Below are 15,015 nucleotides of genomic sequence, written 5' to 3'. Positions count from 1 at the left end.
AGAGGGAAATCTCGCCTGGGGCGGGATTGAAAGGTTTCTAGAGAATTTCGGAGTTGTGTTATGGCTGGCCATTCCAAGTGGGCGAACATCAAGCACCGCAAAGAGCGTCAGGATGCCAAAAAAGGCAAGATCTTCACCAAGTGGATTCGTGAACTGACGGTTGCTGCCCGCCAGGGTGGCGGTGATCCGGGCTCCAACCCGCGCCTGCGCCTGGCGCTGGACAAGGCCCTGGGCGCCAACATGAGTCGCGACATCATCGACCGTGCCGTGGCCCGTGGCGCCGGTGCGGCGGATACCGACGACATGGTCGAGCTGACCTACGAAGGCTACGGCCCGGGCGGCGTCGCGGTGATGGTCGAGTGCATGACCGACAACCGCAACCGTACTGCGGCAGCCGTGCGCCATGCGTTCAGCAAGTGTGGCGGTAACCTCGGCACGGATGGCTCGGTGGCCTATCTGTTCGAGCGCAAGGGGCAGATTACCTTTGCGCCGGGTACGGATGAAGATGCGCTGATGGAAGCCGCGATGGAGGCGGATGCCGACGACGTGGTGACCAACGAAGACGGCTCCATCGACGTGTTTACCTCGTTTGCCGGCTTCTACGCGGTGCGTAACGCCCTGGAAGCCGCTGGTTTCAAGGGCACCGACGCGGAAATCGTCATGCTGCCGACCACCAGTGCCGAACTGGACCTGGACGGCGCGCAGAAGGTGCTCAAGATGCTGGATATGCTTGAAGACCTGGATGATGTGCAGAACGTCTACTCCAACGCCGACATTCCAGAAGACGTGGCCGCACAGCTAGTCTGAAGGCTGGTGTAGACCAAAATGTGGGAGCGGGTTTGCTCGCGAAAGCGGTCTGTCAGTCAGTCCATGCGTTGACTGAAACACCGCTTCCGCGAGCAAGCCCGCTCCCACATTGGATCTTCGCTGTATCAAAAAATGTGTTTACCCAACCTGCAGGCGTTATGACTTTAATCCTAGGTATCGACCCCGGTTCACGCATCACCGGCTTTGGCGTGGTGCAGCAGACCCCGCGTGGCTGCGTCTACGTGGCGTCGGGTTGTATCCGCACCGGCGCCGGCGAGTTGGCCGAGCGTTTGCAGATCGTCTATCGCGGCGTGCGTGAAGTGATCCAGACCTACGGGCCGGTGACCATGGGCATTGAAAAGGTGTTCATGGCCAAAAATGCCGACTCGGCCTTGAAACTGGGCCAGGCCCGGGGCGCTGCGATTGTTGCCGGGGCGGAGGAGGGCATGGAAATCGCCGAATACACCGCGACCCAGGTCAAGCAGGCGGTGGTCGGTACCGGCGCGGCGAATAAAGAGCAGGTGCAGATGATGGTCATGCATATGCTCAAACTCACCTCCAAGCCACAGATCGACGCCTCTGACGCCCTGGCCATTGCCATTTGCCATGCCCATACCCGTTCCAGCCTGCTGCCCCCATGGCCTTGGCACGGCACGCAGTCGTGGCGGGCGCCTGCGTCTCTGATAGCATCAGCGCAATCGTTATGGTCGGGCCTCGATCTGACCTCAAGCTTTAAGGATCTGAACCGTGATTGGACGCTTGCGCGGCACCCCTGGCTGAGAAACAGCCGCCGCACCTGATTCTGGATGTAAACGGGCTGGGGTATGAGCTGGAAGTGCCCATGACCACCCTGTACCGCCTACCGTCGGTCGGTGAGCCGATAACCTTGCACACCCATCTGGTGGTGCGCGAAGACGCGCAACTACTCTATGGTTTCATCGGCAAGCGTGACCGTGACTTCTTCCGTGAGCTGATCCGCCTCAATGGTGTGGGCCCGAAACTGGCCCTGGCCTTGATGTCGAGCCTGGAAGTGGACGAACTGGTACGTGCCGTTTCGGCCCAGGACACCTCGGCGCTGACCAAGGTGCCGGGGGTCGGTAAGAAAACCGCTGAGCGCCTGTTGGTGGAGCTCAAGGACCGCTTCAAAGCCTGGGAAGTGGTGCCAAGCATGTTTGCCCTGGTGCCGAACCAGCCGGATATGCCGGCGGCCCAGGTCGCCAGTGCCGAAAGCGATGCCGTCAATGCGCTGATCTCCCTGGGCTACAAGCCGCAGGAAGCCAGCAAGGCAGTGTCGGCCATCAAGGACAAGAACCTGAGCGCTGAAGACATGATCCGCCGAGCCCTGAAGGGAATGATTTAAGTGATTGAAGCTGATCGTCTGATTGCGGCCACCGGCCCTCGCGACCGTGAAGAGGTCCAGGACCGGGCCATCCGCCCCCTGAGCCTTGCCGACTACATCGGCCAGCCCACTGTGCGTGAGCAGATGGAGCTGTTCATCCAGGCGGCGCGCGGGCGTGCCGAGTCCCTGGACCATACGTTGATCTTCGGTCCGCCGGGGCTGGGCAAGACCACCCTGGCCAATATCATCGCCCAGGAAATGGGGGTGTCGATCAAGAGCACCTCCGGTCCGGTGCTGGAGCGCCCCGGTGACCTGGCTGCGTTGCTGACCAACCTTGAACCCCATGATGTGCTGTTCATCGACGAAATCCACCGGCTGTCGCCCATCGTCGAAGAAGTGCTGTACCCGGCCATGGAAGATTTCCAGCTGGATATCATGATTGGCGAAGGGCCGGCGGCGCGCTCGATCAAGCTCGACCTGCCACCCTTCACTCTGGTCGGCGCCACCACCCGTGCCGGCATGCTGACCAACCCGTTGCGAGACCGTTTCGGCATTGTTCAACGTCTAGAGTTTTATAGCACTGCCGATCTGGCGACGATTGTCAGTCGTTCGGCTGGGATTCTCGGCTTGCCGCTGGACCCTGAGGGTGCCTTCGAGATTGCCCGTCGGGCGCGTGGCACGCCGCGGATCGCCAACCGCTTACTGCGGCGGGTGCGCGATTTTGCCGAAGTGCGGGCCAAGGGGCATATCACCAAGGCCGTGGCCGACCTGGCGCTGAACCTGCTGGATGTCGATGAACATGGCTTTGACCACCAGGACCGGCGCCTGCTGTTGACCATGATCGAGAAGTTCGATGGCGGGCCAGTGGGCGTGGACAGCCTGGCGGCGGCGATCAGTGAGGAGCGCCATACCATCGAAGATGTGCTGGAGCCGTACCTGATTCAACAGGGTTACATCATGCGCACGCCGAGGGGCCGCGTGGTCACGCGCCATGCGTATTTGCACTTTGGGTTAAACATTCCGTCACGATTGGGGGAGATGCCTGTGGTAGACGAATTCCTCGATGCAGTGGACGATTAAAAAGGTATGGCGGGTCGATTTATTCGACGTTTGTGCTGTCCTAGTGGCTGGCGTCGTCATTCTTTCGTTAGAAATGCTGCAGAGAATGAAAAACAGTTGCCTGGCCGGATTGGCAACCTGAGGAGTAAGCACTAGAGTATGCGCGCGCAAAACGGGGATCAGTCGTTCGCACATCGCTGTCGCGTTTATTACGAGGACACCGATGCGGGCGGCATCGTGTATTACGTCAATTATCTAAAGTTCATGGAGCGGGCTCGAACCGAGCGGCTACGGGAGCTGGGCTTTGCCCAATCCCAGCTGGCAGGGGAGGACCTGTTATTTGTCGTGCATTCCAGCGAGGCCCGTTACTACGCGCCGGCGCGACTGGACGATGAATTGCTGGTCAGCGCGGAAGTAATCGAATTGAACCGTGTCAGCCTGCGCTTTAAACAGCAGGTCAGGCGGGCAACGGATGCAACGCTGCTCTGTGAGGGGCAGTTCCTGGTGGCGTGTGTGCGCACCAACAGTTTGAAACCCAGGGCCATTCCCGAAACTCTACGTGCGGCCTTTGCCAACGTGAGCGGCGCGGGTCAACAATCAAAGCAGGAGATTTAGCGTGGAACCTACCGTCGTCGACCATTCCTCCATGTGGAGCCTGGTCAGCAATGCCAGTGTCGTGGTTCAACTGGTCATGCTGACCCTGGTAGCCGCATCGGTTACCTCATGGGTCATGATTTTTCAGCGCAGCAACCTGCTGCGTGCCGGTCGACGTGCCCTGGAGAGCTTCGAAGAGCGCTTCTGGTCGGGTATCGACCTGTCCAAGCTGTATCGCCAGGCGGGCAGCAACCCGGACCCGGATTCGGGCGTCGAGCAGATCTTCCGCGCTGGCTTCAAGGAATTCTCCCGCCTGCGCCAGCAGTCCGGCGTTGACCCGGAAGCCGTCATGGAAGGCGTGGCCCGTGCGATGCGCGTAGCGATCTCCCGTGAGGAAGAAAAACTCGAGCAGAGCCTGCCATTTCTGGCCACCGTCGGTTCGGTCAGCCCGTATATCGGCCTGTTCGGTACCGTATGGGGCATCATGAACTCCTTCCGTGGCCTGGCAACGGCCCAGCAAGCGACCCTGGCCACCGTGGCCCCGGGTATCGCCGAAGCGCTGATCGCCACTGCCATCGGCCTGTTCGCTGCAATCCCCGCAGTAATCGCCTACAACCGTTTCGCCGCCACCAGCGAAACCCTGATTGGCCGTTACTACACCTTCGCCGATGAATTCCAGGCGATCCTGCACCGTAAAGTGCACACCAGCGAAGAATAAGCAGGTAATTCCCAATGGCTTTAATCGCTCGAGCTCGCAAAAAGCGCAAGCCGGTCGCCGAGATGAACGTAGTGCCTTACATCGACGTGATGCTGGTGCTGCTGGTGATCTTCATGGTGACCGCGCCGATGCTCAATCAGGGGGTGAAAGTTGATCTGCCCAAGGTTTCCAGCGAAGCCTTGCCGCAGGACAACAACACCCAGGTCCTGACCATTTCGATCAAGGCTGACAAGACCTATTACTGGAACCTTGGCAGCGAAGTCGATACCCAGAAGCAGCAGGACAAGGCCATGACCTTGCCGCAAATGACCGACGCTGTGACCAAAATCATCCGCGCCGGCAACGAAGGCGGCAAGCACACCCAGGTGTTCATCCGCGGTGACAAGTCGGTCGACTATGGCTCCGTCATGGGCGCCATGGGTGGGCTGCAGAAAGCCGGGGTCGGTAATGTTGGCTTGATTACCGAGGCGCCCTGATGCAGCAACAGCGAGAGCCGTCCGCCTCGGAAAGCTTCTTCTGGCCTAGCGTCTGGGCAATAGCCCTGCACGTTCTGGTGTTTGGCATGCTGTTTGTCAGCTTTGCCATGACCCCGGAGCTGCCGCCAGCCAAGCCGATCGTGCAGGCGACCCTGTATCAGCTGAAATCGAAAAGTCAGGCCACCACCCAGACCAATCAGAAGATTGCGGGTGAGGCCCAGAAGTCGGCTGCGCGCCAGACTGAAGTCGAACAGATGGAACAGAAGAAGGTCGAGCAGGAAGCGGTGAAGGCTGCTGCGGAACAAAAGAAAGACGAGGCGGCTCAAAAGGCCGAGGAATCGAAAAAGGCTGACGAAGCGAAGAAGGCCGACGAGGCGAAAAAGGCTGATGAAGCCAAGAAAGCCGAGAAAGCTGCCGAAGCCAAAAAAGCCGAAGAGAAACAATTGGCTGATATAGCCAAGAAGAAATCTGAAGAAGAAGCCAAGAAAGCGGCTGAAGAAGAGGCCAAGAAAAAGGCCGCTGAAGAAGCCAAGAAGAAGATAGTCGAAGACGCGAAGAAGAAAGCCGCCGAAGACGCCAAGAAAAAAGCTGCAGCAGACGAGGCGAAGAAGAAAATCGCCGACGACGCGAAGAAGAAAGCTGCCGCCGACGCCTCCAAGAAAAAGGCCCAGGAAGCAGCGCGCAAATCCGCCGAAGATAAAAAGGCCCAGGCCCTGGCAGATTTGCTTTCCGACACGCCGCAACGTCAACAGGCCTTGGCCGATGAACGTGGTGATGAAGTCGCAGGCAGTTTCGACGATCTGATTCGCGCGCGCGCAGCGGAAGGCTGGACACGTCCACCTTCGGCACGCAAAGGCATGACAGTCGTGCTGCAGATCGGCATGTTGCCGGACGGTACGGTGACTTCGGTCAGCGTGGCCAAGTCCAGTGGCGATGGTTCGTTCGACAGTTCGGCGGTTGCAGCGGTCAAGAATATTGGCCGGCTGACCGAGATGCAGGGAATGAAACCAAGCGACTTCGCTCCCTATCGTTCATTCAAGATGACATTCACACCTGAGGATCTAGCCTTGTGAGAAACCTTCTTCGAGGAATGCTTGTCGTTATTTGCTGCATGGCAGGGATAGCGGCGGCGGATGAAAAGAACATCCTGGTAACCAGCGGTAGCGATCGGGCCACTCCGATTGCGGTTGTACCGTTTGGCTGGCAGGGCGGCAGCGTGCTGCCGGACGATATGGCGGAAATCATTGGTAATGACCTGCGCAACTCGGGTTACTACGCGCCAATTCCGAAACAGAACATGATCAGCCAGCCGACCCAAGGTAGCGAAGTGATCTACCGTGACTGGAAAGCCCTGGGCGCCCAGTACCTGATGGTCGGTAGCATTGTTCCAGCAGGCGGTCGCTTGCAGGTGCAATACGCCCTGTTCAACGTGGCCACCGAGCAGCAAGTGCTGACCGGTAGCGTATCGGGCAGCGTCGACCAACTGCGGGACATGGCGCACTACATCGCCGACCAATCGTTCGAGAAACTGGTCGGTATCAAAGGTGCGTTCTCCACCCGCATCCTGTACGTGACGGCTGAGCGTTTCTCGGTGAACAACACCCGCTACACCCTGCAACGTTCGGACTACGACGGTGCCCGTGCAGTGACTCTGTTGCAATCGCGCGAGCCAATCCTGTCGCCGCGTTTTGCCCCGGATGGCAAGCGTATCGCCTACGTGTCGTTTGAACAGAAGCGTCCGCGCATCTTCGTTCAGCACATTGATACCGGTCGCCGTGAGCAGATCACCAACTTCGAGGGCCTGAACGGCGCGCCAGCCTGGTCGCCGGATGGCAATCGCCTGGCATTCGTGCTGTCCAAGGACGGTAACCCGGATATCTACGTGATGAACCTCGGTTCGCGCCAGATCACCCGCGTCACTTCCGGTCCTGGCATCAACACCGAACCGTTCTGGGGCAAGGATGGTTCGACCATCTACTTCACTTCAGACCGTGGCGGCAAACCGCAGATCTATAAGAGCAGTGTTGGCGGTGGCGGTGCGGAGCGTGTGACCTTTATCGGTAACTACAACGCCAATCCGAAGCTTTCGGCTGATGAAAAGACCCTGGTAATGATCCATCGCCAGGATGGTTTCACTAATTTCAAGGTGGCGGCCCAGGATTTGCAGCGCGGAAGCGTAAAAATCCTCACAGATAGCACTCTTGATGAGTCGCCTACTGTTGCGCCCAACGGCACCATGGTAATCTACGCCACCCGCCAGCAGGGCCGGGGAGTCTTGATGCTCGTGTCCATTAATGGACGCGTAAGGCTCCCGCTTCCTACCGCACAAGGCGAAGTCAGAGAACCATCCTGGTCCCCTTACCTGAACTGACGCGGCGCTACAAAAAGAAGTACTTAACACACTGGGGTTCATTAGGAGTTTCACGATGGAAATGCTGAAGTTTGGTAAGTTTGCTGCTCTGGCTCTGGCTCTGTCCGTAGCCGTTGGTTGCTCGTCTAAAGGCGGCGACAATGCCGGTGAAGGCGCAGCTGTTGATCCAAACGCTGGTTACGGCGCTAACACTGGTGCAGTTGACGGCTCCCTGAGCGAAGAAGCTGCTCTGCGCGCAATCACCACTTTCTACTTCGAATACGACAGTTCGGACCTGAAGCCAGAAGCCATGCGCGCTCTGGACGTTCACGCGAAAGACCTGAAAGGTAACGGCGCTCGCGTTGTTCTGGAAGGCAACACCGACGAACGTGGTACTCGTGAGTACAACATGGCACTGGGCGAGCGTCGTGCGAAAGCCGTTCAGCGCTACCTGGTACTGCAAGGTGTTTCCCCAGCTCAGCTGGAACTGGTTTCCTACGGTGAAGAGCGTCCAGTTGCTACCGGCAACGACGAGCAATCCTGGGCTCAAAACCGTCGCGTCGAACTGCGTAAGTAATTCGTCATGCGAACGTGCCGTCGTGTAGTAACCGTATTGGCTCTCAGCCTCGCACCGCTTGCGGTGTGGGCTGCGGTTCCCGTGGAAGATAGCAACTCTGGCTATAACAATAGTGGGAGTAGTTATCCACCAGCAGGTTATGGCACGAACGGCGCCTATGCAGGGGGAGCGGTTACTGCCGCTCCCTCGGCACAGGGCGAGCTGTTCAACCAGCTGCAACGCATGCAGGATCAATTGGCACAGCAACAAGGTGCGATTGAGGTTCTGCAAAATGAAGTGAACCGCCTGAAGCAAGAAGGCCTGGAGCGATACCAGGATCTTGATCGGCGTATAGGAACCGGCGTTACACCTGCCGCGACTCCTGAGAATTCTTCTGCCGGTGGCGCTGCAAGCGCCGCCGGTGGTGCAGCCGCCCAGGCCCCAGCGGCCAGCAGTGAACCGACTGATCCGGCCAAGGAAAAGCTGTATTACGATGCAGCCTTCGACCTGATCAAAGCCAAGGATTTCGACAGGGCCAGCAAAGCGTTCACCGCTTTCCTGGGACGTTATCCAAACAGCCAGTACGCGGGCAACGCCCAGTACTGGTTGGGTGAGGTCAACCTGGCCAAGGGTGATTTGCAAGGTGCAGGCCAGGCGTTTGCCAAGGTCAGCCAGCTTTACCCCAAGCATGCCAAGGTGCCTGATTCGTTGTACAAACTGGCTGACGTAGAGCGCCGCCTGGGTCATACCGACAAGGTCAAAGGCATTCTGCAGCAAGTAGTGGCCCAATATCCTGGGACCTCTGCTGCCCAGTTGGCTCAGCGCGATTTGCAGCGTTTGTAAGCAGTGCTGTCCCGCTTGGAAGAAACCCGCGCCTGTCGCGGGTTTTTTCGTTAGAATCCACGCCCTTTTATGAAATACGCTTTTTGGGGTTCACGCTTTGCCGGGATCCCATGAAGTGCCTGACGGAGGCGGACAGCCTGTTTAGCTGTTACGCCCGTGGCGACTATGCAAGACACATTACGCATCACCGAAGTTTTTTTACTCGTTACAGGGTGAAACGCGCACTGCCGGCCTGCCCACAGTATTTGTGCGCCTCACTGGCTGCCCGCTGCGCTGCCAGTACTGTGACAGCGCCTACGCCTTCAGCAGCGGCGGCACCATTCGTACCCTCGACGACATCCTGGAGCAGGTTGCAGGCTTCCGGCCGCGCTACGTCTGCGTGACAGGCGGCGAGCCCCTGGCCCAGCCCAATGCCATTCCTTTGCTCAAGCAACTGTGTGACGCCGGTTACGAAGTGTCGCTGGAAACCAGTGGTGCCCTGGACATTTCCGCGGTCGATCCTCGCGTCAGCCGAGTGGTTGACTTGAAAACCCCGGACTCCAAGGAGGCGCATCGCAACCGTTATGAGAACATCGAGCTGCTGACGGCCAACGACCAGGTCAAGTTCGTCATTTGTTCGCGGGACGACTATGACTGGGCCAACTCCAAGCTGATCCAGTACGGCCTGGACCGACGCGCCGGCGAGGTGTTGTTCTCTCCAAGCCACCATGACTTGAACGCTCGCGACCTCGCTGATTGGGTGGTTGCGGACAACCTGCCGGTGCGCCTGCAATTGCAGCTGCATAAATACCTTTGGAATGACGAGCCGGGACGCTGAAATGACTGAACAAACGACTGATCAAAAACGTGCGGTAATCCTGCTGTCCGGCGGCCTTGACTCCGCCACCGTGGTGGCGATGGCCCGTGCCGAGGGTTACAGCTGCTACACCATGAGCTTCGACTACGGCCAGCGTTCCCATGCCGAGTTGCACGCCGCCGCCCGGGTTGCCCGCGACCTCGGTGTGGTGGAGCACAAGGTAATCGGCCTGAACCTCAATGGCATTGGCGGCTCGGCCTTGACCGACAACACCATCGACGTGCCTGAGGCGCCCACAGAGGGCATTCCGGTCACCTATGTGCCGGCCCGTAACACCGTGTTCCTCTCGCTGGCCCTGGGCTGGGCAGAAGTGCTCAACGCCCGTGACATCTTTATCGGCGTCAACGCCGTGGACTACTCCGGCTACCCGGACTGCCGCCCAGAGTTCGTCGAATCGTTCGAGCGTATGGCCAACCTGGCGACCAAGGCCGGCGTAGAAGGCCACGGCTTCCGTATCCAGGCGCCGCTGCAAAACCTGAGCAAGGCGGATATCGTGAAGGCGGGTGTAAGGCTGGGTGTCGACTACTCGCTGACTGTTTCCTGCTACCAGGCGGACAATGATGGTCGTGCCTGTAGGAAATGTGACAGCTGCCGCCTGCGCGCTGAAGGCTTCCAAGCGGCCGGAATTACTGACCCAACGCGTTATTTCTGATTTATTTAAAATAAGGTGTTGAATAATCCTTAGAAATCAGTATTATACGCGCCACCACACAGCGGGTCGTTAGCTCAGTTGGTAGAGCAGTTGGCTTTTAACCAATTGGTCGTAGGTTCGAATCCCACACGACCCACCATTTTTGGCGGTTTAGAAAATCCGGAAGGCCCACGCAAGTGAGGATTTCCGGGTTTTTTTTTGCCTGGTGCAAAAGCACGCGCAGGGCTCTCTGGCAGCGTGACGTGCTGCTTGCCGGTTAGACAGGCAGCCGTCTGCGGCGACCATTCATTTCGTGGGTGGGTTGATGTCGATCGGCTGAAGATGGGCTTCGGCTGCCCCTGAACCGCGCCGCAACCCTAGGCTCAAAGCTGCTTGGCTCCATTCATCCAAGGGCTGTAGTCCACCTCCACGTAACCCTGGGGCAGGCCTTGAGGGTAGTTGGCAAACCCCTGCATCTGTCGCAAGTCCAGTCGTTTGCACTGCGTGACAAGGCGCTGCTGCAACGCGCTATCTACCTTGAAGCCTTGTGAGCGGTACGGGCTTTGATTCAGGTTGACCATGCACTCACTCACTTTGCCCTGGGCATCGGCGATGAAGTGGAAGCTCGCGACGCCAATACTCTGGGGGTCATGCCCGACAAACAATTGCTCACGGAAGAAGCGGATCTGCCGGTAGAGGTCGATGCGCTTTTTCTGCAGTTGTTGCTGTTCTTCCGAAAGCCCAATCAGAGGGGTGAACACCATGGGGGCGATAATCTCTTGGGTGTCCTTGGCATCGGCGAAGACCTTGGGCGAGACTTCGGGAAACAAGGTGGTCCAGCACAGTTCGGTGACCAGTTTGGCCAGCTTGGCCTGGCGCAGGTTGTTGTGGCCCTCGTTGGGCAGCAGGGTTCCGCGTTTGGCTGAGCAGTCCACTACGTGGTTCTGTGCATCGACGGTCAGGATCATATTCATCACCCCCGTCAGTTCCTGTTCATTGGCGGCCAGGGCATAGCTGCGCAATATCGTTTGGAACGTAGTGACGAATTTTTCGTCTTTTTGTTGCAGCTGTGCTGCCGCTGAGGCTGCCGCCTGTTCGGGGGTGTGGCTCTGGCAGCCGGACAGTGACAGCAGGCTTGCACCGAACAAGGCCAGGAGCCAGCGGGACGAAGAAGGCGCGTTGAATTCCATTTCTTGGGGGCTCGTGCACAAAGAGATTGGGAAGAGGTAGACGGGAACCATTCTCACCCATCAGGCGGTAAAGTGCGATTCGAAATACAAAAACCACACTGCTGATGGTTTTGGTTGTAATCGCTGACGTTTATCCAGCGCTGGTTTGCTCTGCAGACTCATGTTGTCTATATTTGAATCTATAGATTAATTCCGAGGTGGCAACCATGAGCCTAGCCCTTCAAGCACAGCCCTTCACCCGGGAGCAATGTGTCGCCGGACTCCGGGCGGCCGTGGGCATCCTGGAAAAATGGCAGGCCAGCAGCGACCAGGCCTGTCGCATCCTGCGTATCTCGCGCAGCACTTATACCCGTGCGCGGCAGCGCGATGCCGCGTGGTCGGTGAGCCTGGATGCCGACCAGATGCAGCGCATCAGCTTTGTGCTGAACATCCACGCCACGCTGCGCATGGTGTTCGATAACCCCGAGAACGTGTACGGCTTTGCGGCGATGGCCAACGACAACGCGTTTTTCAACGGGCGCTCGCCCCTCGAGGTTATGGCCCAGGGCGATATGATTTCCCTGTACGAGACCTTCCGCCGTATTGACGTGTTGCGTGGTGCGCAATGGTGAAGGTGAGCCAGTTGGGCGATTTGCCCAGCGGGCTGTTGCACGCCCATCGCCTGGTCAATTCCAAATTCCCGCCGATTGCGTTGTTTGACGATGTGGCGGATGCCGACGAGTTTGAGGCGCTCTATCAGATCCAGGCCCTGACCAACCCACGACTGGGTAATGAGGTCGGTCGGATCGAGCTGATACCCCGTAGGGAAATCCCCTTCGGGATCGTGGGATGTTCCTACGCCATTGCCCCGTTCACCCACGTCAATCCGGGCGGATCGCGTTTCAGCGCGGGTGATTTTGGCGTGCTGTACCTGGCGGCCACGGTCGAGACGGCACTGGCAGAAGTGCGTTATCACCAGAACCAGTATTGGTCCGGAGTTCATGGCCTTAACTATGAGCGCTTTGTTTTTCGTGGGCTGTCTTGCACCTTTGCCGGCGACGCCATGAAGGATGCGACGTCGGTGCCGATGAGCGATCCGATCTACGACCCTGACGACTACAGCCACGCCCAGCGCTTGGGGGGCGCGCTAAAGAAGGCCGGTTGTCCCGGCCTTCGTTACCTGTCGGTGCGCTCAGAAGGCGATCACTGCTGGGCGTTGCTGACACCCAGGCCGGTGTCGTCGATTGTCCAGGCCGCCCATTACGAGATGGTCTGGAATGGACAGATCACCAGTGTCAGCAAAATCAGCGAAGCCTGAGGCTGGCGGGTCAGATCTGCCCGCGCACCAGGATTGACTCATCAATCTGCGCAATCGACGTAACCCCGGTCAGGGTCATGGCCACGCGCATTTCCTTGGCAAAGATATCCAGCAGATTCTCTACACCGCGCTGGCCATCGGCAGCCAGCGCATAGGCAGGCGCTCGTCCCAGCAATACGCCACGGGCGCCGAGGGCGAGCATGCGCACCACGTCCAGCCCCGAACGCACCCCGGAGTCCACCAGCACCGTGAGGTCGCTGCCAACCGCCTGGGCAATCTCAGGCAGAGCCTTGGCGGTGGACAACACGCCATCGAGCTGGCGGCCGCCGTGGTTGGACACGACGATGCCGTCGGCGCCGAAACTCACCGCGTCCTTGGCGTCCTGTGGGTCGAGGATGCCCTTGATGATCATCGGGCCCTTCCAGAACTCGCGGATCCACTCCAGGTCTTTCCAGCTGATGGAAGGGTCGAAGTTGGTAGCGAGCCAGCCGATGTAGTCTTCAAGGTGGGTCGGTTTGCCCAGGTATTTGGAGATATTGCCCAGGTCGTGGGGGCGGCCCATCAGCCCTACATCAAGAGCCCAGGCCGGTTTGGTCACGGCCTGCAACATGCGCCGCTGGGCGGCGTACGGGCCGGACATGCCGGAATGGGCATCACGGTAGCGGGCGCCGGGGGTGGGCATGTCGACGGTAAACACCAGGGTTTTCACCCCGGCGGCTTGCGCACGCTCCAGGGCGTTTTTCATGAAGCCGCGGTCTTTCAGCACATACAGTTGAAACCAGATCGATTGCGCCGTCTGCGACGCTACTTCCTCGATCGGGCACACCGACACGGTCGACAGGCAAAACGGCACCCCTTTATTGGCCGCCGCGTTGGCCACCTGGACTTCCCCGCGTCGGGCAAACATGCCGGTCAGGCCTACCGGGCTCATGACCACCGGCATCGCCAGCGGTTGGTCGAACAGCGTGGTCTCCAGGCTCAGGCTCTCGACGTTGCGCAGGACACGCTGGCGCAGGCTGATGTCTGCCAGGTCCGAACTGTTGGCCTTGAGGGTGTGCTCGGCGTACGCGCCACCGTCAATATAGTCGAACAGGAAACGCGGCAGTTTGCGGCGTGCGGCTTCGCGGTAATCCGATGCGGACGAAATGATCATGAACAGTGAGGCCCCGGAATAAAGAAAACGGTGGGTGGAGGATAGTCAAAGGCATTTCATGGTAAAAACAACTTTTACAACTTCATTCAAGTCGCAAATGGAATAGTCATGAACCTGCGAACGCTGCGAGCCTTTGTCGAAGTGGTGCGCCAAGGCAGTTTCTCACAGGCGGCCGAGATGGTTTCGCTTACCCAATCGAGCGTCAGCAAAGCGGTCAAGACCCTTGAAGAAGAGTTGGGCACGCCGTTGTTCAGTCGTATCGGCCATAAGAGCGAACTGACAGCAGCCGGTGAAATTGCCTACCGCCGCGCCCTGGTGTTGCTCGCCGAGCGCAGTGACTTGGTCGCCGAGATCAACGACCTGCTGGGGCTCAAGCGTGGCGTATTGCGCATTGGCTTGCCGCCGGTGGGCAGTGGTGAATTGTTTGCGGCGATGTTTGCAGTGTACCGCCAGCGTTACCCACAGATAGAGATTGAGCTGATCGAGCACGGCAGCAAGAAGCTGGGCGAGTGCCTGCAAGCGGGGGAGGTGGATGTGGCTGCGCTACTGGTGCCGGTGGAGGGCGAGTTTGAGTATCAGGACGTGCGCGTCGAGCCGCTGATGGTCGTCCTGCCCAGCAGCCATCCATTGGCCGGGCGTGAGAGTGTGGATTTTTCCGACCTGTCCGACTCGCCATTCATACTGTTCGAAGCCGGTTTTGCCTTGAACCGCATCATTCTTTCCGCCTGCGAGCGTCGCGGTGTATCGCCGAAGGTTTCGGTGCGCAGCGCCCAGATCGACTTTATCGTCGACCTGGTGGGCGCGGGCCTGGGAGTCGCCTTCCTGCCGCGCATGCTGGCCTACAAACACTTGCATGCCGGCATTGCCCTGATTGCCCTGGATGAGCCTCAGACCGACTGGCATATTGCTTTGACCTGGCGGCGCAATGCTCATCTGCCGCCGGCTGCACGAGCCTGGTTGGACCTGGCCAGGGAAATGGGCAATGTCCCTGCGCCCTAAACGATGCCAATGTCGCGGGATATCACCCGTATGCTCCCGCCGGGTAGGCGTTTTGCGGCATATTAGGCTTTTGAATCCATTCGATATTCTGTAGCCTTGCGCAGCTTCACCTTAACCCGTGCTTGATGAACACAATCACTTCGTCCG

The 15,015-nt window shown here is 58.8% G+C and carries 15 protein-coding genes, 1 tRNA gene and 3 pseudogenes; 17 read left to right on the top strand and 2 right to left on the bottom strand.

Features of this window, described 5'->3' with window-relative positions; translation table 11 throughout:
• Positions 1-60 precede the first annotated feature (60 nt).
• From PSH80_RS20400 to PSH80_RS20335, 14 genes and pseudogenes are all read left to right on the top strand, one after another.
• The gene (locus PSH80_RS20400) at positions 61-807 is read left to right on the top strand and encodes a YebC/PmpR family DNA-binding transcriptional regulator (RefSeq protein WP_038442836.1); all 747 of its coding nucleotides are present in this window, start codon (positions 61-63) and stop codon (positions 805-807) included.
• A gap of 158 nt (positions 808-965) precedes the next feature.
• A pseudogene (gene ruvC, locus PSH80_RS20395) lies at positions 966-1,491 on the top strand (crossover junction endodeoxyribonuclease RuvC).
• Positions 1,492-1,554: 63 nt separating this feature from the next.
• Positions 1,555-2,167, top strand: a pseudogene (ruvA, locus tag PSH80_RS20390) (Holliday junction branch migration protein RuvA).
• A complete protein-coding gene (gene ruvB, locus PSH80_RS20385) occupies positions 2,168-3,226 on the top strand; it encodes a Holliday junction branch migration DNA helicase RuvB (RefSeq protein WP_029300308.1) in 1,059 nt (352 codons plus the stop codon).
• A 138-nt stretch (positions 3,227-3,364) separates the two neighbouring features.
• The gene (ybgC, locus tag PSH80_RS20380; protein WP_057441374.1) at positions 3,365-3,820 is read left to right on the top strand and encodes a tol-pal system-associated acyl-CoA thioesterase; all 456 of its coding nucleotides are present in this window, start codon (positions 3,365-3,367) and stop codon (positions 3,818-3,820) included.
• A 1-nt stretch (position 3,821) separates the two neighbouring features.
• Positions 3,822-4,517: a protein TolQ gene (tolQ, locus tag PSH80_RS20375; protein ID WP_029300305.1), complete on the top strand. Its 696-nt coding sequence runs from the start codon at positions 3,822-3,824 to the stop codon at positions 4,515-4,517.
• 23 nt (positions 4,518-4,540) lie between these two features.
• Entirely contained in the window at positions 4,541-4,993 is a 453-nt protein-coding gene (tolR, locus tag PSH80_RS20370; protein WP_162473200.1) for a protein TolR, read from the top strand.
• Positions 4,993-6,066: a cell envelope integrity protein TolA gene (tolA, locus tag PSH80_RS20365; RefSeq protein WP_057960523.1), complete on the top strand. Its 1,074-nt coding sequence runs from the start codon at positions 4,993-4,995 to the stop codon at positions 6,064-6,066. The genes tolR and tolA overlap by 1 nt, the downstream gene beginning before the upstream one ends.
• A gap of 17 nt (positions 6,067-6,083) precedes the next feature.
• Positions 6,084-7,364 (top strand): Tol-Pal system beta propeller repeat protein TolB, encoded by a 1,281-nt coding sequence (gene tolB / locus PSH80_RS20360; RefSeq protein ID WP_154220440.1) that lies wholly within the window; start codon positions 6,084-6,086, stop codon positions 7,362-7,364.
• Positions 7,365-7,419: 55 nt separating this feature from the next.
• Positions 7,420-7,920: a peptidoglycan-associated lipoprotein Pal gene (pal, locus tag PSH80_RS20355; RefSeq protein ID WP_029300299.1), complete on the top strand. Its 501-nt coding sequence runs from the start codon at positions 7,420-7,422 to the stop codon at positions 7,918-7,920.
• Positions 7,921-7,926: 6 nt separating this feature from the next.
• The gene (ybgF, locus tag PSH80_RS20350) at positions 7,927-8,742 is read left to right on the top strand and encodes a tol-pal system protein YbgF (protein WP_305418097.1); all 816 of its coding nucleotides are present in this window, start codon (positions 7,927-7,929) and stop codon (positions 8,740-8,742) included.
• Between the two features lie 165 nt (positions 8,743-8,907).
• Positions 8,908-9,559, top strand: a pseudogene (gene queE / locus PSH80_RS20345) (7-carboxy-7-deazaguanine synthase QueE).
• A 1-nt stretch (position 9,560) separates the two neighbouring features.
• Positions 9,561-10,250 (top strand): 7-cyano-7-deazaguanine synthase QueC, encoded by a 690-nt coding sequence (gene queC / locus PSH80_RS20340; protein ID WP_057960521.1) that lies wholly within the window; start codon positions 9,561-9,563, stop codon positions 10,248-10,250.
• A gap of 63 nt (positions 10,251-10,313) precedes the next feature.
• Positions 10,314-10,389, top strand: a tRNA-Lys gene (locus PSH80_RS20335).
• 223 nt (positions 10,390-10,612) lie between these two features.
• Here the strand turns inward: PSH80_RS20335 and PSH80_RS20330 are convergent.
• A complete protein-coding gene (locus PSH80_RS20330) occupies positions 10,613-11,419 on the bottom strand; it encodes a hypothetical protein (RefSeq protein WP_186625470.1) in 807 nt (268 codons plus the stop codon).
• A 206-nt stretch (positions 11,420-11,625) separates the two neighbouring features.
• Here PSH80_RS20330 and PSH80_RS20325 point away from each other — a divergent pair, with 206 nt between their 5' ends.
• Positions 11,626-12,030, top strand: coding sequence for an antitoxin Xre-like helix-turn-helix domain-containing protein (locus tag PSH80_RS20325; RefSeq protein ID WP_057440007.1), 405 nt, complete (start codon positions 11,626-11,628; stop codon positions 12,028-12,030).
• Positions 12,024-12,716: an RES family NAD+ phosphorylase gene (locus PSH80_RS20320; protein ID WP_057960519.1), complete on the top strand. Its 693-nt coding sequence runs from the start codon at positions 12,024-12,026 to the stop codon at positions 12,714-12,716. Before PSH80_RS20325 ends, PSH80_RS20320 begins: the two co-directional genes overlap by 7 nt.
• Positions 12,717-12,726: 10 nt before the next feature.
• On the opposite strand, the gene lldD is transcribed toward PSH80_RS20320, so the two are convergent.
• Positions 12,727-13,869 (bottom strand): FMN-dependent L-lactate dehydrogenase LldD, encoded by a 1,143-nt coding sequence (gene lldD / locus PSH80_RS20315; protein WP_120734006.1) that lies wholly within the window; start codon positions 13,867-13,869, stop codon positions 12,727-12,729.
• Between the two features lie 108 nt (positions 13,870-13,977).
• Between lldD and PSH80_RS20310 the strand changes: the two genes are divergently transcribed.
• On the top strand, positions 13,978-14,868 hold the full coding sequence (locus PSH80_RS20310; RefSeq protein WP_057440005.1) for a LysR family transcriptional regulator: 891 nt from the start codon (positions 13,978-13,980) through the stop codon (positions 14,866-14,868).
• Positions 14,869-15,015 lie beyond the last annotated feature (147 nt).

This window comes from Pseudomonas sp. FP818 (assembly GCF_030687335.1).
Classification (GTDB): Bacteria; Pseudomonadota; Gammaproteobacteria; order Pseudomonadales; family Pseudomonadaceae; genus Aquipseudomonas; species Aquipseudomonas shahriarae.
The sequence above is the reverse complement of the archived record's forward strand: the minus strand, read 5'-3'. Positions and strand labels throughout refer to the sequence as shown.

Coding starts and splice junctions, on each gene's coding strand:
- PSH80_RS20400 (WP_038442836.1), top strand. CDS start 61: ATGGCTGGCCATTCCAAGTGGGCGAACATCAAGCACCGCAAAGAGCGT.
- ybgC (WP_057441374.1), top strand. CDS start 3,365: ATGCGCGCGCAAAACGGGGATCAGTCGTTCGCACATCGCTGTCGCGTT.
- tolA (WP_057960523.1), top strand. CDS start 4,993: ATGCAGCAACAGCGAGAGCCGTCCGCCTCGGAAAGCTTCTTCTGGCCT.
- tolB (WP_154220440.1), top strand. CDS start 6,084: ATGCTTGTCGTTATTTGCTGCATGGCAGGGATAGCGGCGGCGGATGAA.
- pal (WP_029300299.1), top strand. CDS start 7,420: ATGGAAATGCTGAAGTTTGGTAAGTTTGCTGCTCTGGCTCTGGCTCTG.
- ybgF (WP_305418097.1), top strand. CDS start 7,927: ATGCGAACGTGCCGTCGTGTAGTAACCGTATTGGCTCTCAGCCTCGCA.
- queC (WP_057960521.1), top strand. CDS start 9,561: ATGACTGAACAAACGACTGATCAAAAACGTGCGGTAATCCTGCTGTCC.
- PSH80_RS20330 (WP_186625470.1), bottom strand. CDS start 11,419: ATGGAATTCAACGCGCCTTCTTCGTCCCGCTGGCTCCTGGCCTTGTTC.
- PSH80_RS20325 (WP_057440007.1), top strand. CDS start 11,626: ATGAGCCTAGCCCTTCAAGCACAGCCCTTCACCCGGGAGCAATGTGTC.
- PSH80_RS20320 (WP_057960519.1), top strand. CDS start 12,024: ATGGTGAAGGTGAGCCAGTTGGGCGATTTGCCCAGCGGGCTGTTGCAC.
- lldD (WP_120734006.1), bottom strand. CDS start 13,869: ATGATCATTTCGTCCGCATCGGATTACCGCGAAGCCGCACGCCGCAAA.
- PSH80_RS20310 (WP_057440005.1), top strand. CDS start 13,978: ATGAACCTGCGAACGCTGCGAGCCTTTGTCGAAGTGGTGCGCCAAGGC.